The sequence below is a fragment of the Pseudoalteromonas sp. NZS11_1 genome, assembly GCF_015864275.1.
Lineage (GTDB): Bacteria > Pseudomonadota > Gammaproteobacteria > Enterobacterales > Alteromonadaceae > Pseudoalteromonas > Pseudoalteromonas arctica.
The window spans coordinates 1-19,552 of record NZ_JADYXK010000016.1 but is presented as its reverse complement, the minus strand read 5'-3'; the positions used below and the strand labels follow the sequence as shown (position 1 = coordinate 19,552).

The window sequence follows — 19,552 nt, the reverse complement described above, 5'->3', positions numbered from 1 at the left end:
CTTTTCTCACTTAACACCAAGGCCCTAGTTGGCCTTGGCACATTTCCTTAGTTCAATCGCAGATGTAGCTCTTGAACTGACGTCACTTTGCTGCGGTCATCTGCTTTATTAGCAGTACAGTTAGCGAATGCCGCGTTCAAGGTTGTCGTATAGTTGGTTTTATTTTGCAATGCACCACGACGTAACACCTTCGAATCTTCGATCGCTTGGCGACCTTCGGTGGTATTAACGATATAGCTGTACTCTTTATTCTTGATATAATCAAGAATATGCGGGCGGCCTTCATATACTTTGTTTACACGTCGTACTTCAATGCCAGCTTCTTCAAGAGCTTGTGCCGTGCCACCAGTTGCGTCAAGTTCAAAACCTAAGTCGGTCATGATTTTGGCTAATTCAACAATACGTGGCTTATCGCTATTACGAACAGATAATAGCGCGCGACCACCGCGTGGTAAAGTGTTGCTTGCACCTAATTGTGCTTTTGCGAATGCTTCGGCGAAAGTATCACCAACACCCATCACTTCACCTGTTGAACGCATCTCAGGACCACGGATTGGATCCACACCCTGAAACTTAGCAAATGGTAAAACAACTTCTTTAACGCTGTAGTAAGGAGGGATCACTTCTTTAGTAATACCTTGGCTTGCTAAAGACTGACCAGCCATACAACGTGCAGCTACTTTTGCAAGCGCCACACCGGTTGCTTTTGATACAAACGGTACAGTACGTGCAGCACGCGGGTTAACTTCGATTAAGTACACTTTGTCTTCTTTTACTGCAAACTGTGTATTCATCAAGCCAACAACACCAAGTTCAAGCGCCATGTCGGTTACTTGCTTGCGCATTACATCTTGCACTTCTTGTGATAAAGAATGTGCTGGTAATGAACAGGCTGAGTCACCCGAGTGAACACCCGCTTGCTCAATGTGCTCCATAATACCGCCGATAATTACTTGCTCGCCGTCACAAATTGCGTCAACGTCAACTTCAATCGCGTTATCTAAGAAACGGTCCAGTAATACAGGTGCTTCGTTTGATGCTTGTACAGCTTCGGTCATGTAGCGACGTAAATCATCTTCGTCGTATACAATTTCCATTGCACGACCACCTAGTACATACGACGGGCGTACTACTAACGGGAAGCCAATTTCAACTGATTTAAGTAAGGCTTCTTCGGTTGAAGTTACTGTTGCATTTTCTGGCTGAAGTAAGTTTAAACGCTCAACAAGTTGTTGGAAACGTTCGCGGTCTTCTGCACGGTCAATCGCATCAGGTGAAGTACCAATCACTGGTACGCCATTGGCTTCAAGCTCACGCGCTAGCTTAAGTGGTGTTTGACCACCGTACTGTACGATAACGCCTTTTGGCTTTTCAACACGTACGATTTCGAGTACGTCTTCAAGCGTAATTGGTTCAAAGTATAACCTGTCAGATGTATCGTAATCGGTAGATACCGTTTCTGGGTTACAGTTAACCATAATAGTTTCGTAACCGTCTTCGCGAAGCGCAAGCGAGGCATGTACACAACAGTAATCAAACTCAATACCTTGACCGATACGGTTTGGACCACCACCAATAACCATGATTTTATCACGATCTGTTGGGTTAGCTTCACACTCTTCATCGTAAGTTGAGTACATGTAAGCAGTGTCTGAGCTAAATTCTGCTGCACACGTATCAACACGTTTGTATACTGGCACGATGTTTAATAAATGACGTTTTTTACGAATTTCAGCTTCAGATACACCTGCAATTTCTGCTATACGCGGATCTGCAAAGCCTTTGCGTTTTAGTTTACGTAGGAAGTCAGCATTTAAACCCGCCATGCCTACTTTCGCTATTTTTGCTTCGTCTTTTAAAATGTCTTCTATTTGTACTAAGAACCAGCGGTTAACTTTAGTCAGTTCGTAAACATCATCAACACTCATGCCATGGCGCATTGCATCGGCAATGTACCAAATACGCTCAGCGCCTGGCTCGCGTAGTTCACGAATTATTTTTTCTTTTGCTTTAGGATCATCAAGCGCAACTATCGGGTTAAATCCCGTTGCACCCACTTCAAGACCACGTAATGCTTTGTGTAATGATTCTTGTTGGTTACGACCAATTGCCATTACTTCGCCAACTGATTTCATTTGCGTAGTTAAACGGTCGTTTGCACCGGCAAATTTTTCAAAGTTAAAGCGAGGAATTTTTGTAACAACGTAATCGATTGAAGGCTCAAAAGACGCGGGAGTTTTGCCACCAGTAATGTCGTTTTGAAGCTCGTCAAGCGTATAACCTACTGCTAGTTTTGCTGCAATTTTAGCAATTGGGAAACCCGTTGCTTTTGATGCTAATGCAGATGAACGTGATACACGTGGGTTCATCTCAATGATAACCATACGGCCATCTTCAGGATTAATACCAAACTGCACGTTAGAACCGCCAGTTTCTACACCAATTTCACGTAATACTGCCATAGAGGCGTTACGCATAATTTGGTATTCTTTGTCGGTTAGCGTTTGCGCTGGTGCAACGGTGATTGAATCGCCAGTGTGAACACCCATAGGGTCAAAGTTTTCAATGGTACAAACAATAATACAGTTGTCGTTTTTATCACGTACAACTTCTGTTTCGTACTCTTTCCAACCAATCAGTGATTCATCAATTAGTAATTCGTTCGTTGGCGATAAATCTAAGCCACGTTCACAAATTTCTTCAAACTCTTCTAAGTTATACGCTACACCGCCGCCGGTGCCGCCCATAGTAAAAGAAGGCCTGATAATACATGGTAAACCAATGCGCGTTATGATGTCTTTGGCTTCATCCATAGAGTGAGCAATCTCAGCACGAGGACATTCAAGACCAATATTTTTCATTGCTACGTCAAAGCGTTCACGGTTTTCTGCTTTGTCGATTGCATCAGCCGTTGCACCAATTAGTTCAACACCATGTTTAGCCAATACACCGTGCTTGTCTAGTTCAAGCGCACAGTTTAATGCCGTTTGACCACCCATTGTAGGCAGTACTGCATCTGGCTTTTCTTTTTCAATAATTTTTTCTACCACTTCCCAGTGAATTGGTTCGATGTATGTTGCATCAGCCATATCAGGGTCGGTCATGATAGTTGCAGGGTTTGAGTTAACTAATATAACTCTGTAGCCTTCTTCTCTAAGTGCTTTACACGCTTGAGCACCAGAGTAGTCAAATTCACAAGCTTGACCAATTACAATTGGGCCTGCGCCTAAGATAAGAATGCTTTTTATGTCGGTACGTTTTGGCATTATTACTCCAGTTAAATTAGTGTTTACGCGCTTGCATCAAATCGATGAAGTGGTCAAATAATGGGGCTGCATCGTGCGGACCAGGGCTTGCTTCAGGGTGACCCTGGAAGCTAAACGCAGGTTTATCTGTACGATGAATACCTTGAAGCGTTCCGTCAAATAACGATTTGTGCGTAGCACGAAGCGTACTTGGCAGGCTTGACTCTTGAGCTGCAAAACCATGGTTTTGAGCTGTGATCATAACTACATCGCGGTCTAGGTCTTTAACTGGGTGGTTAGCGCCGTGGTGGCCAAATTTCATTTTTTCTGTTTTAGCACCTGAGGCAAGGGCTAATAACTGATGACCTAAACAGATACCAAAAATTGGTGTGTCGGTTTCTAAAAAGGTTTTAATTGCATCAATAGCGTAAGTACATGGCTCAGGATCGCCAGGGCCATTAGATAGGAAGATACCATCAGGGTTTAAAGTCAGTACGTCAGCGGCAGAGGTTTGCGCTGGTACTACTGTAAGTTTACAACCACGGTCTACAAGCATACGTAAAATATTACGCTTTACACCGAAGTCGTAGGCAACAACATGAAACTTTTCATCAGCAGCATCAAGGGTTTTAAATCCTTCGCCTAATGTCCAGCTTGATTCGCGCCACTCAAAATTTTCCTTGGTTGAGACAACTTTTGCTAAATCCATACCTTTTAAACCTGGGAAGGCTTGCGCGGCTTGTAGCGCTTTATTCTCGTCTAGCTCGTCGCCAGCAATAATACACCCGTTTTGTGCGCCTTTATCACGCAAAATTCGAGTTAACTTTCTGGTGTCGATGTCCGCAATACCTAAAATATTACGTTCTTTTAAGTAATCATCTAACGATTGCTCGTTACGAAAATTACTTGCTAGCAGTGGCAAATCACGGATCACTAGGCCTTTAGCCCAAATTTGATTCGCTTCTTCGTCTTCGCTGTTGGTACCCGTATTACCGATATGTGGGTACGTCAAAGTTACGATTTGTTCCGCGTATGATGGATCAGTCAAAATTTCTTGATAACCAGTCATAGACGTATTGAATACTACTTCACCGACTGACATGCCGTCAGCGCCGATTGCAGTACCGCGAAACACTGTGCCGTCTTCTAGGACTAACAGAGCGGATTTAGTCAAGTTAAACCTCCTAACAGTAAAAAACGGGAGTAAGCAATTGCTTAACACCCCGCCAATACCCAGAGGGATCGTCAAAACCAGATTTCTGTGAGCTTAAATTGTTTTACGCAGTCTTAAATGATGCAGATGTAAAGCATTCAACCTTCAATCATTTTTTCTTGCCTAAAACTATTTTTATTCCCACTGAAACCCCGGATTTACTAGCCACTTGGGTATAATTGGAAACACGCATTTAGTAATTTTTGGCAAATTGGCTGCATATTACATTAAGTTAGCTTTTAGGTCTAATATTATTTAGTAAATTGTTACAAACAAGTCACTGTAGGCAAAATTAGACCCAAACAGTTAAAAAAGTAACTAAACTACTTCAGATCTAGTACATCTTGCATATCATAAAGTCCTACAGGTTTATTTTTCAACCAGCTTGCAGCCCTTATAGCACCTAGAGCGAATGTCATTCTTGAACTTGCTTTATGGGTTAATTCGAGTCTTTCGCCCATTGTGGCGAAGTATGCGGTGTGTTCACCTACTATATCGCCCCCTCTTAGTACCGAATAACCAATTTCATTTTGCGATTTAGCTGTCTCCACTTGGCTGCGGTCATATATAGCAACCTCGTCGTGGTCCCAGCCTTTAGCCTGTGCAATTGATTCGCCAATGGCTAATGCTGTGCCCGATGGCGCATCGATTTTATGACGATGATGCGCTTCAAATATTTCAATATCTAAATCGTCACCAAATTTGGTCGCTGCGGTTTGCACAAGGTTCAGTAATACGTTGACTCCTACACTGTAGTTTCGCGCAAATACAATAGGAATATGTTTAGCGGCATCGTGTAAAAGTGCCATATCGTCGCTTGTTAAGCCCGTTGTGCCAATAACCATAGGAATTTTTTGTGCTACAGCGGTTTTTAAATGGTTTTTCATACCAGCGGGAAGCGTAAAGTCGATTAAAACATCTACATTATCTATTGTGATTTCTTCGCTAAAGCTAACACTGTTATCGGCTGCGCTATTTACTTGATTTACATTAATACCTAATAACGCTGAACTGCTACGAACGTATGCACCTGTAAGTTGTGTTTGTTCTTTAATTGTCGCGGCTTCTAATAGAGCTAAGCCCATTCTGCCATTAGCACCAAAAACGCCTATTCGATTTGTAGTCATTGTTTTTACCTAATTTAAATTTGGATCCGTTTTTTACTAATCTGAGTATATATCCGGTGCATTACAAATACGCGCTTGGGCATTTTTATGCAGTTGGACAAATATTAATCGCTGAAAATAGCGTTACTTTGTAGATATTATCTAAAAGTCATGCAATAGTCAGGTGACCTTTTAATTTAATAATAATAACAATACCAGTTTACTTTAGCCATCTATACATTTAAACTTCTCTTTCGCGTCGATTTGGTCTTTGGCTTGCGGGCGCTGCACTCTCCTAATTTTGTTAATGATTAACATAGTAGGTAGATTTGCTAAATTCAGCTAAAAGAGGAATTTTTGGCTGTTGTAAATTAACTGGTTTCGAGGATTATGATGCAGCCATCATTTAACAAAAATAAAGCAATACTTTCTTTACTACCCCTTTTAACCTTTGTAGCACTATTTTTGGGCTCTGGTTTATATTTACAATCGCAAGGGGTTGACTACGCTTTTTATCAACTTCCTGCTCCAGTGGCTATATTACCCGCCATTATGCTTGCGTTTATTTTAAATAAAGGCACAGTAAACGAGTGTGTAGAGACCTTTATTAAAGGTGCCGGACACAACAATATTATTACCATGTGTTTAATCTACTTACTTGCAGGTGCGTTTTCTGCTGTTGCCAGTGCAACCGGTGGTGTAGATGCGGTAGTAAATGCAGGCTTATCTCTTATTCCACCTGCGTTATTGCTCCCTGGCTTATTTTTAATTGCAGCGGTTGTATCTACTGCAATGGGTACGTCAATGGGAACGATTGGTGCGATTGGTCCTATTGCTTATGCGGTATCAATTAAAACAGGTATCGACCCTGCGTTAATGGCCGGTACGATTGTATCTGGCGCTATGTTTGGCGATAACTTATCAATTATTTCCGATACCACTATCGCAGCTACGCGAACGCAGGGCTGTGAGATGAAAGATAAGTTTAAAGAGAATCTTAAAATTGCAGTCCCTGCTGCAATACTAACTATTGGCTTGTTGTTTTACTTAACACCTGCAGCACAAGTAGTTGAGACCAAAGATTACGATATTTGGTTAGTACTTCCTTATGCCTTTATTTTAGTGTTAGCAGTTGCTGGCTTGAACGTATTTGTCGTGTTGTTTAGCGGTATTATTTTTGCTGCATTAATGGGCTTTACAGGAAGTTATGAAGGCGCAAGCTTTGTAAAAGACATTTACAAAGGCTTTACCGATATGCAGGAAATATTTTTACTATCAATGTTTATAGGTGGCTTATCTGAATTTATTCGTATTAACGGTGGCCTTGATTTCATTGCTCAAAAAATTCAAGCCATAACTAAAATCATCGCAAAATGGCACCGTAAAGTGGCCGATCAATTAGGTATTGCAGCATTGGTTATGACAAGTAACATTTGTATTGCCAATAATACCGTATCTATTATTGTTGCTGGCCCTATTGCTAAAAAACTAGCAGATGACGGTGAAATAAGCGGTAAACGCTCTGCAAGTTTGCTTGATATATTTGCTTGTGTAACGCAAGGCTCACTTCCTTATGGCGCACAAGCGCTACTGTTAGGCGCTACGTTTAAAATTAGCCCGTGGGAAGTATCAACGTCTTCTTATTACTGTTTTATTTTAGCATTTACGGCGATTACTATTATTTGTTTACGCCGTAATAAAGCGTAATAAATTGAGTCATTACATGTTGCAGCTTATTAAGTAGGCTGCAACATGTGTTAAATTAGCGATCAACAAATCAATCTCTTCTGCTATAATTGCCGCTTCCGCGTGTCACTAAAATTATAGTTATTAAACAGTTATGAAATTTAAAAAATTACTCCCTTTTATTACCCTTACTTCTCTCGCTTTATCATCGTCGGCTTTCGCTGCTAATTGGAGCAGTACAGCAGTACATATAAATAATGGCAGCCAAAAAAATCCATTTTCTAAGCAAGAGTCAGACACCACTGTTTACTCGCTTCAACATGCATCGGGCTATGACTACGGCGATAATTTCTTTTTTATTGATTACAGTAAAGACGATATAGATGACGGTTACCAAGATGCTGATTTTTATGGTGAGTGGTACTCAACGGTTAGCTTATCTGCCATCACTGGTAAGCAAATTGGCTCTGGCGCATTATTAGATGTTGGCCTAACGGGCGGTATTAACGTTGCTGGTGATGCAAAAGTAATGAAGTATCTACCAGGTGTTAAATTAAGCTGGGATGTACCTGGGTTTAACTTTTTTCAAACGCTGTTCACAGCCTACATTGACGATAGTGAAGGTGTAGCAAAAGGCGGCGCACCTATTGAAACTAATAGTTGGATGCTTGATGTAGCTTTTGAATATCCTTTCACTATTGGCTCACAAAAGTTTAGCTTTAAAGGCCACGCTGAATACATCGCAGAGCGTGAAGATGAATTTGGTAACGATGTACAAGCTTGGATACTAGCACAGCCTATTTTAGTGTGGGATATGGGTCACGCCCTTCAAATGAAAGAAAACACACTACTGCTGGGAATGGAATTACAATACTGGCACAACAAATTAGGTACTGAAGTCACTGAATCGGTACCACAAATCCATATTGAGTGGACATTTTAAGCTTCAACAATCAGCTCTTTACTCAGTAATAATAAGCGAAGCACTATTTTAGCTTCGCTTTTTTTCGTCCACGTAAAACATTTAATTGAACAGGTTTAAATACTTAGTTATTGTTGTACTTCTTTTTAAGCCAAGCGCTCGCCTTTAATAGGAGTAACTGAATGTCGTCGATTAAAGTTATTTGTTTCTCTACTTTATTAGTACTAACAAACAATGCCTTAGCTGGCCCTTCTCAAGATACATCCGCCCTTTCTTATGATGCACTATTAAGCAATTACGAATACGATTTTAAGGTAAATTATTTTGCACTTGAGTCGCAAAAACAATCATTAAAAATGGCTTATATTTACTTAAAGCCAACTAAAGCCGATATGCCTACAGTTACACTTATGCATGGCAAAAATTTTAACGCCGACTACTGGACTACCACTGCGCAATACCTGCAATCTTTAGGTTATGGGGTATTAATCCCTGATCAAATTGGTTTTGGCAAGTCGTCTAAGCCAACTAATTACCAGTATTCGTTTGCGACGCTTGCTCATCACACTCACGCGTTAATAGATTCACTTAATATTAAAGAGTCGATTGTACTTGGGCACTCTATGGGCGGGATGCTAGCGAGTCGTTTTGCATTAATGTACCCAAACGCCACTAAAAAGCTAATTTTATTAAACCCTATTGGGCTTGAAAACTACTTGCAGTATGTTGATTACAAAGATACTAATTTTTTCTATAAAAACGAGCTTTCAAAAACACCGGAAGGCGTTAAACGTTATCAGCAAAAAAATTACTACGATGGTAAGTGGAATACAACATATTCAGCCTTAACTGACTTTATAACAGGGCAAATACAAGGCCCAGATAAAGAACAAATGGCATGGGTGAATGCAAAAACATACGATATGATTTTCACTCAACCTGTAATAACCGAATTTAAAGATTTAACTGTGCCAGTTAAATTAATTATTGGTACACGCGATAGAACCGGTCCTGGCCGTAACTGGAAAAAAGAGGATGTTGATTACGAGCTTGGCCGATACGATAAATTAGGCAAACACGCTGCAACACTTATCCCTGACGCACAATTATTCGAACTAGATAACTTAGGGCACCTGCCGCACATTGAAGATTTTGAACGCTTTAAAAATGTATTACAAAAAGCGCTTACAACTAAATAAAGGTGAGTACTGAATACAAAAACCCCTGTAAGTAATTACTCACAGGGGTTTTTATTTAGTAATTAAACTAGATTACAGTTTACATTGTGGGTTTTTACCCTGTGCTTTAGCTGTACTTTGCTCACTAAGTGCTTTACTCATTTGTGCTTGTAAGTCTTTAATACGACTGCTTGGCGCTGGGTGAGTTGATAAAAACTCAGGTGTTGTACCACTACCTGCTGCACTCATATTTTGCCAAAGGGTTACTGATTCTTGTGGATTAAAGCCTGCTTCAGCCATTAAATCCAAGCCAATTTCATCAGCTTCTGACTCGTGCGAACGGCTAAATGGCAAAACAACACCATACTGTGCGCCTAAGCCTAGACCCTGCATAATTTCATTACGGTATTGAATGTTACCCATTTCAAGTGCTGCACTACCAAGTTGCATACCGGTATCTAAAATAGAGCTTTGTGAAACACGTTCATTAGAATGCTCAGCAATTACGTGCCCTACTTCGTGCCCTAGCACTGTTGCTAGTTGGTCTTGATTGGTGGCTATTTTTAATAAGCCCGTATGGACCCCAATGTAACCACCAGGTAGTGCAAAAGCATTAGCAGATTCATCTTCAAATACAACTACTTCCCAATTTTGCGACGCGTATTCTTTTGGTAATACAGCCACTACTTTTTCAGCAATGCAATTTACATATGCATTTGTTTTTGCATCTTTATTAATTGGTTGGCTTTTTTTCATATCTGCAAAACTAGCAGTGCCCATTTCACTCATTTGTTGATCTGAGTAAAGCGCTATTTGAGTGCGTCCTGTTGGTGACGTTTTACAACCGGCTAAAACGGCTGTCGCTAATACTGCAAGTACTAGTTTTTTCATGATAATTCTCTTAAGTAATGAATTTTTTATTGCTTGTAGAATAGCAAACACAGTATCAATTTAAAATATTTGCTTTATATACCTTTATATTAAAAAGATACGATGAGACGATAAACTTAGCAGGCAAACTAAGTTTATCCAAATACAATGCCCTGTTACACTATAGCCCTTGTTTTTAGTGATTGTTGAGTTTACACATGGACGCCTCAGCCTCGTCTTTTAATACCCGTATTTTATTGCCTTTATTAGCCAGTATCGTGGCGATTACTCCTTTGGCTATTGATATGTATTTGCCCGCCATGCTGGTAATTGCAAGCGATTTACAAACTAATATGCCAAATGTACAAATATCGTTGAGTATTTACTTAGCGGGTTATTCATTGGGGATGTTATTTTTTGGCCCTATTGCCGATCAAATTGGCCGCCGTAAGCTCGCACGTATTGGCTTAACCCTATTTGGCGCAAGCTCACTTGCACTCGCATTTACAACCGAAATCCATGCGTTTTGGACTCTTAGAGCAGTGCAAGCATTTACGGGAGCTGCAGCAACCGTAGTCGTACCGGGTATTATTCGTCATATTTATCAGCAAAATACAGCTAAGGGAATGTCGTATGTGTCGATGATCATGATGGTAGCACCGTTAGTAGCCCCCTCTGTTGGTTCGTTTATTTTAGGATTTTCTGTTTGGTCAACCATATTTTTGGTTCTTGCTGGATATAGCTTTTTAATATTAGCGTTTGTACAAGTGTATTTAATAGATATACCTATTCATAAAAATGAGAAAAAAGGCCTCGCTCTATTTTTTGATAGCTATAAAACTGTACTGAGCAATAAAGACGCACGTGCGGATATACTCAGTTCTATGTTTGTATCGTTTGGATTTTTTTGCTTTTTAACCTCAGTACCATTTATTTATTTAGATTTATATGAAGTGTCAGAACAGTTATTTGGTGTGTTATTTGCGTTTAATGTAATGGCGCTTATGTTTGGTAACTTTTTAAATACGCGAATTGTACCAAGGCTGGGCTCTCGAAAAATGCTCTATATTGGGCTTGTATGTGGGTTTGTATCGGGGCTTGCGCTGTTAACATTTAGCTTATTGCACTTATCACTTTATTATATTGTGGCTGCTATTGCGCCATTAATGATGAGTTTAGGTGTCACTGCAAGTAATGCTGATTCGCTAATATTGATGAAGTTTGAAAGAAACACAGGTACAGCAACGGCCGTAATTGGCACACTTCGTTTTGGTAGTGGTGCATTAGTTGGCCCGTTACTCGCCATTATGCATGCAAAAAGCGCAGTACCATTTTCAAGTTTAATGTTTAGTGCTGTGTTACTCACTATGCTCGTACAGCTAATTCACTATAAAAAAGACAAAAAAAATGCCTCAATATGAGGCATTTTATCAAAGCTAATAACCTTAAATTAATTAAGCGTCAGCAGCTTTAGAAACCATAACCATTGCAGGGCGTAATAAACGACCATTCAATGTGTAACCTTTTTGCATAACAGCAAGTACTGTATTAGGTGTTACATCGTTACTTGGTTGAATTGACATTGCTTGATGAAAATCTGGATTAAACTGCTCACCTTGTGGGTTTACAATTTCAACACCAAATTTAGAAACAGCGTCATTAAAGCTCTTAACCGTCATATCGATACCTTCAAGCAACGGCTTTAGTGTCTCATTTTCTTTATCAGAAAATTCAATAGCACGCTCAAGGTTATCAATTACAGGTAGTAATTCGTTAGCAAATTTTTCTAGTGCAAATTTATGCGCTTTTTCTACATCTTGTGCTGCACGACGACGAATATTATCTACATCTGCTGCGGCACGAACAACACCGTCTTTTTGATCAGCAATTGTTTGCTTTGCAGCTTCAAGCTCTGCATATAACATCGCAATTTCTGCTTCAGGGCTTTGTTCTTGTTCTGCATGCTGATCAGCGGCTTCTACTGCTGCTTCTACATCAGCCTGCATTTTAGAAATTTCTTCGTTTAATTCTACTTCTTGCTCAGGGTTTTGTGTCTGCTCAGACATAAAATACGTGCTCCAATTCTTTACAACTGCGGTAATTATGGGGATTGAATAAAAAGATTCAAGAGTTAGATGCCTCAATTAATTTAAATTCTTGAATTATTTCTTCAATCTGCGCTGATTTAGGACAAATGATACAAAAACGGCTTTGATATTCTTGATTTTTAAAGTACGGCACGCTTATTACAATTAATTCATCGCACTCAGTAAAAGGTAATTTTTCGCTATTAAGTACCGATACACCATTTTTAAAAGCAAGCTTATCTTCTACATAATTTAAAAACGAAACACCAATATTTAAACTTTGTTCGCAGTCTATTTGTTTGTAGAGGTAATTTTCACCAACAACAATACTATTATCTGAGCCTAATTTTTGGCTTAGTTGTCGCGTCCATTGATTAAGCGAATCATGACAATTTCGAGGCGCTGTATTTGCCATAGCTTGCATACGGTACAAACCTTCCATTAAGGTTTGTTGGCTAAATACAGTATTCAACCACGTGGCAAATTGATAACGAACAGAGTCTGACGAATCATGAGGTTTATCAATACAAATATTGTGGCTCTGCCCTGCCCTATCTATTAATAAAATAAGCCAGTCGGTAGAATCAAAATCAAGCACTTCTACTCTAAACACTTGCTGTGAACTGGCTTGAGGTAAACCAACACAACAACATACTTGGTATTTTTGGCTCAAACCATGCGCTAGCTCAACGAGTTGTGACTGCTGTGGTTGCCAATAATTAGCAATATCAGCAAGCACAAAAAATTCGTCAAACCAATAATCAAACCCTTCATTTGTCGGCACTCGCCCTGCGGATGTATGAGGTGAATACAATAAGCCCACTTTTTCTAAGCGAGCCATAGCATTACGAACCGTAGCCGAACACACTGCCATGCCTTTGAGCTTGGCAATTTTTGTTGATGGAACAGGCAAGCCTTCACCATTACAGTACATGTTCATAACAGCTGAAAAAATTTGCTGATCTCGTGGGTTTAGTTTCATGGTATCTACATCTTGTTGCATGAAAGAGATATCGGGGCGTTTAGTACTTTTTCAAGTCGTGCAGCTAACTCACTGCGAATAAAATTGAAGGTTTATAATATTGCTATAATCTGTATTTTCAAACACTTCTGTTTTGAGTTACTCTACTATTATTAAATCTCTTTGTGCGTACATTATGGACTCTCCTTTTAACACCATAGGCCTAATTGGCAAACCTAATCACCCGGGAGCCGCTGCTACCCTTCAGCGTTTACATACCTTTTTACTTGCGCTTGGCTTTGAGGTAATAGTAGAAAAACGCACAGGGAGTCAGTTAGACGATATTCCGCATGACAAACTTGTTAAGTTAGTCGACTTAGGTGAACAAGCCGATTTAGCCATTGTTGTAGGCGGTGACGGTAACATGCTTGGCGCAGCTCGCGTACTTGCGCGCTTTAACATTGCTGTAATTGGTGTAAATAGAGGCAACCTTGGCTTTTTAACTGATTTAAACCCCGAAGGGTTTGAAGCGAGCTTAGAGCAAGTACTCAGTGGTGAGTATCTTGAAGAAAAACGTTTTTTATTAGAAGTAGAAGTATATCGCCACAACGAATTAAAAAGTGCAAACTCAGCCGTTAACGAAGCGGTACTTCATGCCGATAAAGTAGCGCACATGATTGAATTTGAAGCTTTTATAAATAATGACTTTGTGTTTTCTCAGCGCTCCGATGGTTTAATAGTATCAACCCCGACAGGCTCTACGGCGTATTCACTTTCAGGTGGCGGTCCAATATTAACGCCAGAACTAAATGCTATATCGTTAGTACCTATGTTTCCTCATACCTTATCTAGCAGACCTTTAGTGGTAGATGCCGATAATGAAGTTCGTTTAAAGCTAAGCCTAGAAAATACAGATAGCCTACAGGTAAGCTGCGACAGCCACGTAGTGCTAGCCGTATTACCCGGCGATGAGGTAGTAATTAAAAAAGCCGATAAACAATTGCGCTTAATTCATCCAAAAAATTACTCTTACTACAACGTTTTACGTACAAAACTGAATTGGGGTAGTCGTTTGTACTAATTTTATTGCCAAATTTAGTACTATAAAGCAAAATGGCGACTTAAAATAATAATCAACTAATTTAGGAACGAGTAGCAATGACTTATGTAGTATTCTTTGCTTTACTGCTATTAATTACACTTTTATACAGTTACCTCAAAATTGAGAGTAACCGTAAAAAAGCGATAGAAGCTAGAAAAAAGCTATTTAATGAACGTGTTTCGCATGTAAATACGCGCCTTAAAGCAAAGCTTAATGATCTACTTGATGCTAAAATAATTCGCCCAAAATACGTTCCTCGTATTCAAGCTATTGTAAATAATTTTTTTGTTGTTCAATCACATACAGACGAGAACTTGCAACAGCTTGAAGATACCGCCGACCTACTAATTAATACGTTGTCCAACGAGTTAATTAAAACCAATCAAACAAATATAATTCAACCATTGATCGATAATGTACAGTACTTTGTATCTGAGTTGCCCCAGCAAGGAATTTTGTACAATAAGAGTTTTTATATTAATACATTACCTCCCCTCATTGCTCTGCTTAAAACCGAAGAGAGTATACAACCTACTGATATTGTTGATGATCAAATTGATGCATCTTCCCAAACTTCCGATACACAGTTTACTCAAGATGTAAGTGTTGCTTAAATAATAAAAAATTAATTTGCAAAAAACCAAAACACTGTATAAATTAACAGTTAATTGACTGGATGGATAAACAGTATGTTAATTGGTTTAGAAGTTAAAAATTTTGCAATCGTAAGTAATTTAAGCACCGAATGGCGCAGCGGTATGACTGCGATCACAGGTGAGACAGGTGCTGGTAAATCTATTGCTATTGATGCCCTATCGCTATGCTTAGGTGAGCGCGCTGAAGCATCAGCAGTTCGCCCAAGCTCTGATAAAGCAGAAGTATGTGCACAATTTGACTTAACAGATCTACCGCTTGCTCAAGCATTTTTAGAGCAACATATGCTAAGCACTTCTGACAACGAGTGCTTATTACGTCGTGTTGTTTGTAAAAATGGCCGTAGTAAAAGCTATATTAATGGTAGTGCAGTTACCGCATCACAATTAAAAGAACTTGGTCAATATTTAATATCTATTCATGGACAACATGCCCACCAATATTTATTAAAAGCTGAGCATCAGTTACAGCTTTTAGATGCCTATGCAGGGCATCACCACTTAGTAAACTCAGTAAATAAAAATTATAAACAGTTTGCTAACTTACAAAAAGAATTTAAACACTTAGAACAACAACAGCAGCAACAAGCAGCGCAAAAACAATTGTTAGAGTATCAAGTTGCTGAGCTTGATGAATTTGCATTACAAGAAAATGAGTTTGATTTAATTGAGGCTGAGCATTACAAACTAAGCAATAGCCAAACAATATTAGAATCGTGCCAACGTGAGTTACAACACTTATATGAAAGTGATGAGCAAAACGCTTGCTCATTACTACAGCACAGCGCTCAACAATTTACCGAACTGGCTCAATATGACGAAAGTTTAGCAAGCGTAGCTGCTATGCTTAGCGAAGCCGCTGTACAAGTTGAAGAAGCAAGCCGCGAAGTGCGCAATTACACTGAGCAAGCAGATTTAGACCCGGCACGCTTAGTTGAAGTAGAAAATAGGCTAAGTGGCGCTATCGATTTAGCGCGTAAGCATCATATAAAACCACAGCAGTTAGTTGAGTTTCATCAATCGATTGCTCAAGAACTTGAGTCAATAAGTAATAATAGTAATCGTCTGGAGCAGCTTGAGTCAGAAATAGAAAGCGCGTTACTTAGTTACAAGCAAACTGCTGATGAATTAAGTAAAAGCCGCTGCGAATATGCTAATACACTTAACACACTAATAAGTGAAAGCATGGCTAACTTATCAATGGAAAACGGTGTTTTTGAAATAGCCTTAACTCAAGAGAGTAATCGTACACCAAACAGCCTAGGCTTTGATAATGTCTCGTTTTTAGTATCAACTAATCCGGGGCAACCACTTCAGCCATTAGCTAAAGTAGCATCAGGTGGTGAGCTTTCTCGTATAAGTCTTGCTATACAGGTAATTATTGCCCAAAAAGTAACAACCCCAACGCTTATTTTTGATGAAGTTGATGTAGGTATTTCTGGCCCAACGGCATCTGCTGTAGGTAAGTTATTACGCCAATTAGGTAAATCAACTCAAGTAATTTGTGTTACTCATTTACCGCAAGTTGCCAGTAGTGCACATCAGCAATTTTTTGTAGCTAAAGAAATAGCACAAGGCGAAACGTTTACTCATATGCTGCCTTTAAATAAAGATGGCCGTATTAATGAAATAGCCCGTTTACTTGGCGGCGATAACATAAGCAAAACAGCTAAAGCAAATGCTAAAGAACTAATAATGGCTCACGCCTAATGTGTTAGTAAATAACGTCTTCAAGGATTAAATAATGCACAGTACTTTAGTTGATTTTTGTATAATTTTAAGTTGGTTGTTATTAGTACTAAGCACCTGTTTAATTATATTTAGTAAATATAAACATACTTGTTTTAAACAACGTTTATTTAAGTTTTTAAATAGCTTTTTAGTTTTTCAACTAATCGTTGTGGCCTATTACTTTACTAGCGAAAAAATAAATGGACTAAGTGATTTAGGTGTTAGTTATTGGGTTTTAATTACAATGCAGATTGCGTGTATTGTAATATGCTACATGAGCTTAAAACGCAGAAAGGCTAAAATAAGGCCATCCCTTGATTCGTTTTCAATGGACTAAAGTAAATAAACATTTAAAAAGAGCACGTTCTGTTTTTACCTTGCTCTTTTGCTTTATAAAGTAGTTCATCAGCATGCTTAATATCTAGGTCAATTGAGCGCTCAGCGTTTGCAGCTGTGATGCCAATACTTAGCGTTATATTTACACTATCTGAAAATAAGCTTACAGCTGAAGCTTTAAGGGCATTATGGATTTTTTCTGCAACGAGCTCGCCCTCATCAACGGTTACATTTGGAATCACAATTAAAAACTCCTCACCGCCCCAACGTGAAGCAATCGCATTTTGCGGAATATTATTTTCAAATGTTTTGGCTAAATGGATAAGAGCTTCATCGCCAAAATCATGGCCGAATTGATCATTAATTTTTTTAAAATTATCTACATCAGCTAATAATATTACAAACGGAATATTATTATTTTTAAGCTCATTTTTAAAAGCTATAAGCTTATTCATAGTGAAACGACGGTTTGGCAGATTAGTGAGTGGATCTATAGTTGCTAAAAATTCATTTTTTTGGCTTAAAGCAATTAATTTACTGCTGTATTTTTCTCTTGAAAATTCGTAATAACCACTCAACGATGCAACAATTATAAAAGCGAGTATGATTCTGACTGGAAACTGCTCAGGATTATAGTCATATATATTAAATGTATCAGCGCAATAGAAACCGAGAACAATCGCAGATAAAAATAAAACAATATCAAACGTCCCTCGTTTAAGCCCTCGAATTGAATAAGTAACAGGAGACACTATAAATATCCATATAGGCCCTGTACCTTGTGCTCCTCCTGTAAGTACCAGATAAAACATCAGTGCATACAGGTTATATAAAATTACAGTTGCAGACTTCTCTACACCTCTACCTATATTAAACGCCGATAAGTAAACAAAAGAAGAAACAACCAAAGTAAATGCTAATAAATAGCTGCTGTTAATAAATGCTAAGCTAGCCATCGAAAACGTTGCTATAAAACCTATTGAAGAAAAGAACCGAACAATGAGCTTCCTTTCTAAATTGTTTGAATATTCGTACATAATTTCTATTTATTTATTAATGTATAAAAGCAAACTTATAGATATAAAGTAAGCAAACCGTAAACAGGTGCAATAATGAACCTACTTTATATTTAAATCAACTATTAAGATTCGTTACTTGGGGTTGATAAAAGTGTATATTTTAGTCATTATTTACCTTTATCAGGGATGAACACGGTTATTGCAATGTAGGATTCCATGATGCTAATACGCTTTATTAAAAGTAATAAAGCACAGGATAAAACAATAACATTAAGGATCAAAAAATGAATAAGTTCGCTCTTATTGTTCCCGCACTAATAGTACTGAGTGGCTGTAAAAGTAATGATATAACTCGCGCAGTTAAAGACGGTATTAACGGTGCAGTAAATGGTGTATCTAGCTCTAGCAACCAGTCAATTAGTTCCTCAAATCAAAGTACTTATACAACGACGCAAACAAAAGTTTTAGCGTATAAAGCAACAAAAGAATCTAGAGATTTTGGTCAGATCATGTTAGTAAGTACAGCTGAAAATCCAAAAAAGCAAACTCGAGTTGCTATAAATAAATGTTTGCATCCTCGTGTTGGTGAAGTGAAATGTAAAGCTTATATGTACGAGATTAGCCCCCAAGGCTGGTTAATAGATGCCCAAAGTAATCGTATTTGGCTCGAAACAAGAACAACCCACTATGACAAGGTAGTTCCTTCTGGTAGTTACTATATGAAGGTAAGAACGGAAGGCGTTGCTAAAGAAAGCTATGCAACAGGTAATATTAATATAGTCCCGTTTGTCACTAATTACGTTGACATTACATTCGAATAAAACAAATAAAAAAGCAAGCCTCTTGGCTTTAATGCCGTTCACTTAAGGTGAACGGCTTTTTTATTTCTAGCGTACCGCTGTGGTCTTGGGTTGACTGAACGAGGAAAACTTCGCCCCCTTCGTGGCTCTAGAATGAGGCTTTCTGCCATCGCATAAAAGTATTTTAATTGACGTGGTATGGCTCCAGGTGTTGAATAAGGTAATCCAACAAGCAACCTCATTATTTGAGCTAAACTACCATTGAAACTGAGTTGGCATGGTAAATAATCACCTTTTAATGTGTGGCACATTTTTACCATCTGATATCGCACCATATTATAAGTAAGCAACACTCCCCACAGCTCTTGCTTTACAAGCGCAGGTAAGCGACTTCTTAATGTTAATCGATTACCCAGCATATATTGCTTTTGTTCGCGATAACCAAGCTCTATCTCCCAGCGGTGACTATATAAATCGCCTATACCGGCTGACGGATATTGCATCGGAGCTGTCATCGATGTTATCACACTGTATGATTTACCCTTTATTTTTCGAGTCACTAACCTCGCTATTAAGGTGTCAGGCAGCGTTGGCCACATCTTTCTTGCTCTTGGGTTGCTGCTAAGTTGGACTAATTTATCAT

The 19,552-nt window shown here is 38.9% G+C and carries 16 protein-coding genes; 8 read left to right on the top strand and 8 right to left on the bottom strand.

Annotated features, from left to right (window positions below; genetic code table 11):
* Nucleotides 1-47: 47 nt before the first annotated feature.
* The 3 genes from carB to dapB form a co-directional block, all read right to left on the bottom strand.
* Nucleotides 48-3,266, bottom strand: a complete 3,219-nt coding sequence (gene carB / locus I6F44_RS12275) for a carbamoyl-phosphate synthase large subunit (RefSeq protein ID WP_121955296.1) — start codon at nucleotides 3,264-3,266, stop codon at nucleotides 48-50.
* 16 nt (nucleotides 3,267-3,282) lie between these two features.
* Complete coding sequence (gene carA / locus I6F44_RS12270) at nucleotides 3,283-4,419, bottom strand: glutamine-hydrolyzing carbamoyl-phosphate synthase small subunit (protein WP_197173857.1); 1,137 nt, start codon at nucleotides 4,417-4,419, stop codon at nucleotides 3,283-3,285.
* Between the two features lie 362 nt (nucleotides 4,420-4,781).
* A complete protein-coding gene (dapB, locus tag I6F44_RS12265; RefSeq protein WP_197173856.1) occupies nucleotides 4,782-5,585 on the bottom strand; it encodes a 4-hydroxy-tetrahydrodipicolinate reductase in 804 nt (267 codons plus the stop codon).
* Between the two features lie 372 nt (nucleotides 5,586-5,957).
* On the opposite strand from dapB, the gene I6F44_RS12260 reads away from it, so the two are divergent.
* From I6F44_RS12260 to I6F44_RS12250, 3 genes are all read left to right on the top strand, one after another.
* Nucleotides 5,958-7,271 carry a Na+/H+ antiporter NhaC family protein gene (locus I6F44_RS12260; protein WP_197173855.1) on the top strand — a complete coding sequence of 438 codons (1,314 nt, stop codon included), beginning with the start codon at nucleotides 5,958-5,960 and terminating at the stop codon, nucleotides 7,269-7,271.
* A gap of 133 nt (nucleotides 7,272-7,404) precedes the next feature.
* The gene (locus I6F44_RS12255; protein ID WP_010553415.1) at nucleotides 7,405-8,193 is read left to right on the top strand and encodes a hypothetical protein; all 789 of its coding nucleotides are present in this window, start codon (nucleotides 7,405-7,407) and stop codon (nucleotides 8,191-8,193) included.
* A 161-nt stretch (nucleotides 8,194-8,354) separates the two neighbouring features.
* The gene (locus I6F44_RS12250) at nucleotides 8,355-9,371 is read left to right on the top strand and encodes an alpha/beta fold hydrolase (RefSeq protein WP_024592677.1); all 1,017 of its coding nucleotides are present in this window, start codon (nucleotides 8,355-8,357) and stop codon (nucleotides 9,369-9,371) included.
* A 72-nt stretch (nucleotides 9,372-9,443) separates the two neighbouring features.
* Here I6F44_RS12250 and I6F44_RS12245 read toward each other — a convergent pair whose 3' ends face one another.
* Nucleotides 9,444-10,241: a M48 family metallopeptidase gene (locus tag I6F44_RS12245; RefSeq protein WP_197173854.1), complete on the bottom strand. Its 798-nt coding sequence runs from the start codon at nucleotides 10,239-10,241 to the stop codon at nucleotides 9,444-9,446.
* 197 nt (nucleotides 10,242-10,438) lie between these two features.
* Here I6F44_RS12245 and I6F44_RS12240 point away from each other — a divergent pair, with 197 nt between their 5' ends.
* A complete protein-coding gene (locus tag I6F44_RS12240) occupies nucleotides 10,439-11,641 on the top strand; it encodes a Bcr/CflA family efflux MFS transporter (RefSeq protein WP_010553412.1) in 1,203 nt (400 codons plus the stop codon).
* 33 nt (nucleotides 11,642-11,674) lie between these two features.
* Here the strand turns inward: I6F44_RS12240 and grpE are convergent, their stop codons facing one another.
* Both grpE and I6F44_RS12230 read right to left on the bottom strand, forming a co-directional pair.
* Entirely contained in the window at nucleotides 11,675-12,286 is a 612-nt protein-coding gene (grpE, locus tag I6F44_RS12235) for a nucleotide exchange factor GrpE (protein WP_007375833.1), read from the bottom strand.
* A gap of 58 nt (nucleotides 12,287-12,344) precedes the next feature.
* Nucleotides 12,345-13,310, bottom strand: a complete 966-nt coding sequence (locus I6F44_RS12230; protein WP_024590838.1) for an HrcA family transcriptional regulator — start codon at nucleotides 13,308-13,310, stop codon at nucleotides 12,345-12,347.
* 154 nt (nucleotides 13,311-13,464) lie between these two features.
* On the opposite strand from I6F44_RS12230, the gene nadK reads away from it, so the two are divergent.
* The 3 genes from nadK (at nucleotide 13,465) to recN (ending at nucleotide 16,733) form a co-directional block, all read left to right on the top strand.
* A complete protein-coding gene (gene nadK / locus I6F44_RS12225) occupies nucleotides 13,465-14,349 on the top strand; it encodes an NAD(+) kinase (protein ID WP_004335384.1) in 885 nt (294 codons plus the stop codon).
* 77 nt (nucleotides 14,350-14,426) lie between these two features.
* Complete coding sequence (locus tag I6F44_RS12220) at nucleotides 14,427-14,984, top strand: hypothetical protein (protein WP_165734952.1); 558 nt, start codon at nucleotides 14,427-14,429, stop codon at nucleotides 14,982-14,984.
* Nucleotides 14,985-15,059: 75 nt separating this feature from the next.
* On the top strand, nucleotides 15,060-16,733 hold the full coding sequence (gene recN, locus I6F44_RS12215; RefSeq protein ID WP_197173853.1) for a DNA repair protein RecN: 1,674 nt from the start codon (nucleotides 15,060-15,062) through the stop codon (nucleotides 16,731-16,733).
* A 371-nt stretch (nucleotides 16,734-17,104) separates the two neighbouring features.
* Here the strand turns inward: recN and I6F44_RS12210 are convergent, their stop codons facing one another.
* A complete protein-coding gene (locus tag I6F44_RS12210) occupies nucleotides 17,105-18,127 on the bottom strand; it encodes a GGDEF domain-containing protein (protein WP_331459070.1) in 1,023 nt (340 codons plus the stop codon).
* Nucleotides 18,128-18,393: 266 nt separating this feature from the next.
* Here I6F44_RS12210 and I6F44_RS12205 point away from each other — a divergent pair, with 266 nt between their 5' ends.
* The gene (locus I6F44_RS12205) at nucleotides 18,394-18,930 is read left to right on the top strand and encodes a hypothetical protein (protein WP_197173852.1); all 537 of its coding nucleotides are present in this window, start codon (nucleotides 18,394-18,396) and stop codon (nucleotides 18,928-18,930) included.
* Between the two features lie 38 nt (nucleotides 18,931-18,968).
* On the opposite strand, the gene I6F44_RS12200 is transcribed toward I6F44_RS12205, so the two are convergent.
* The coding region (locus I6F44_RS12200; protein WP_197173851.1) for a transposase at nucleotides 18,969-19,552 on the bottom strand (584 nt) is incomplete at its 5' end.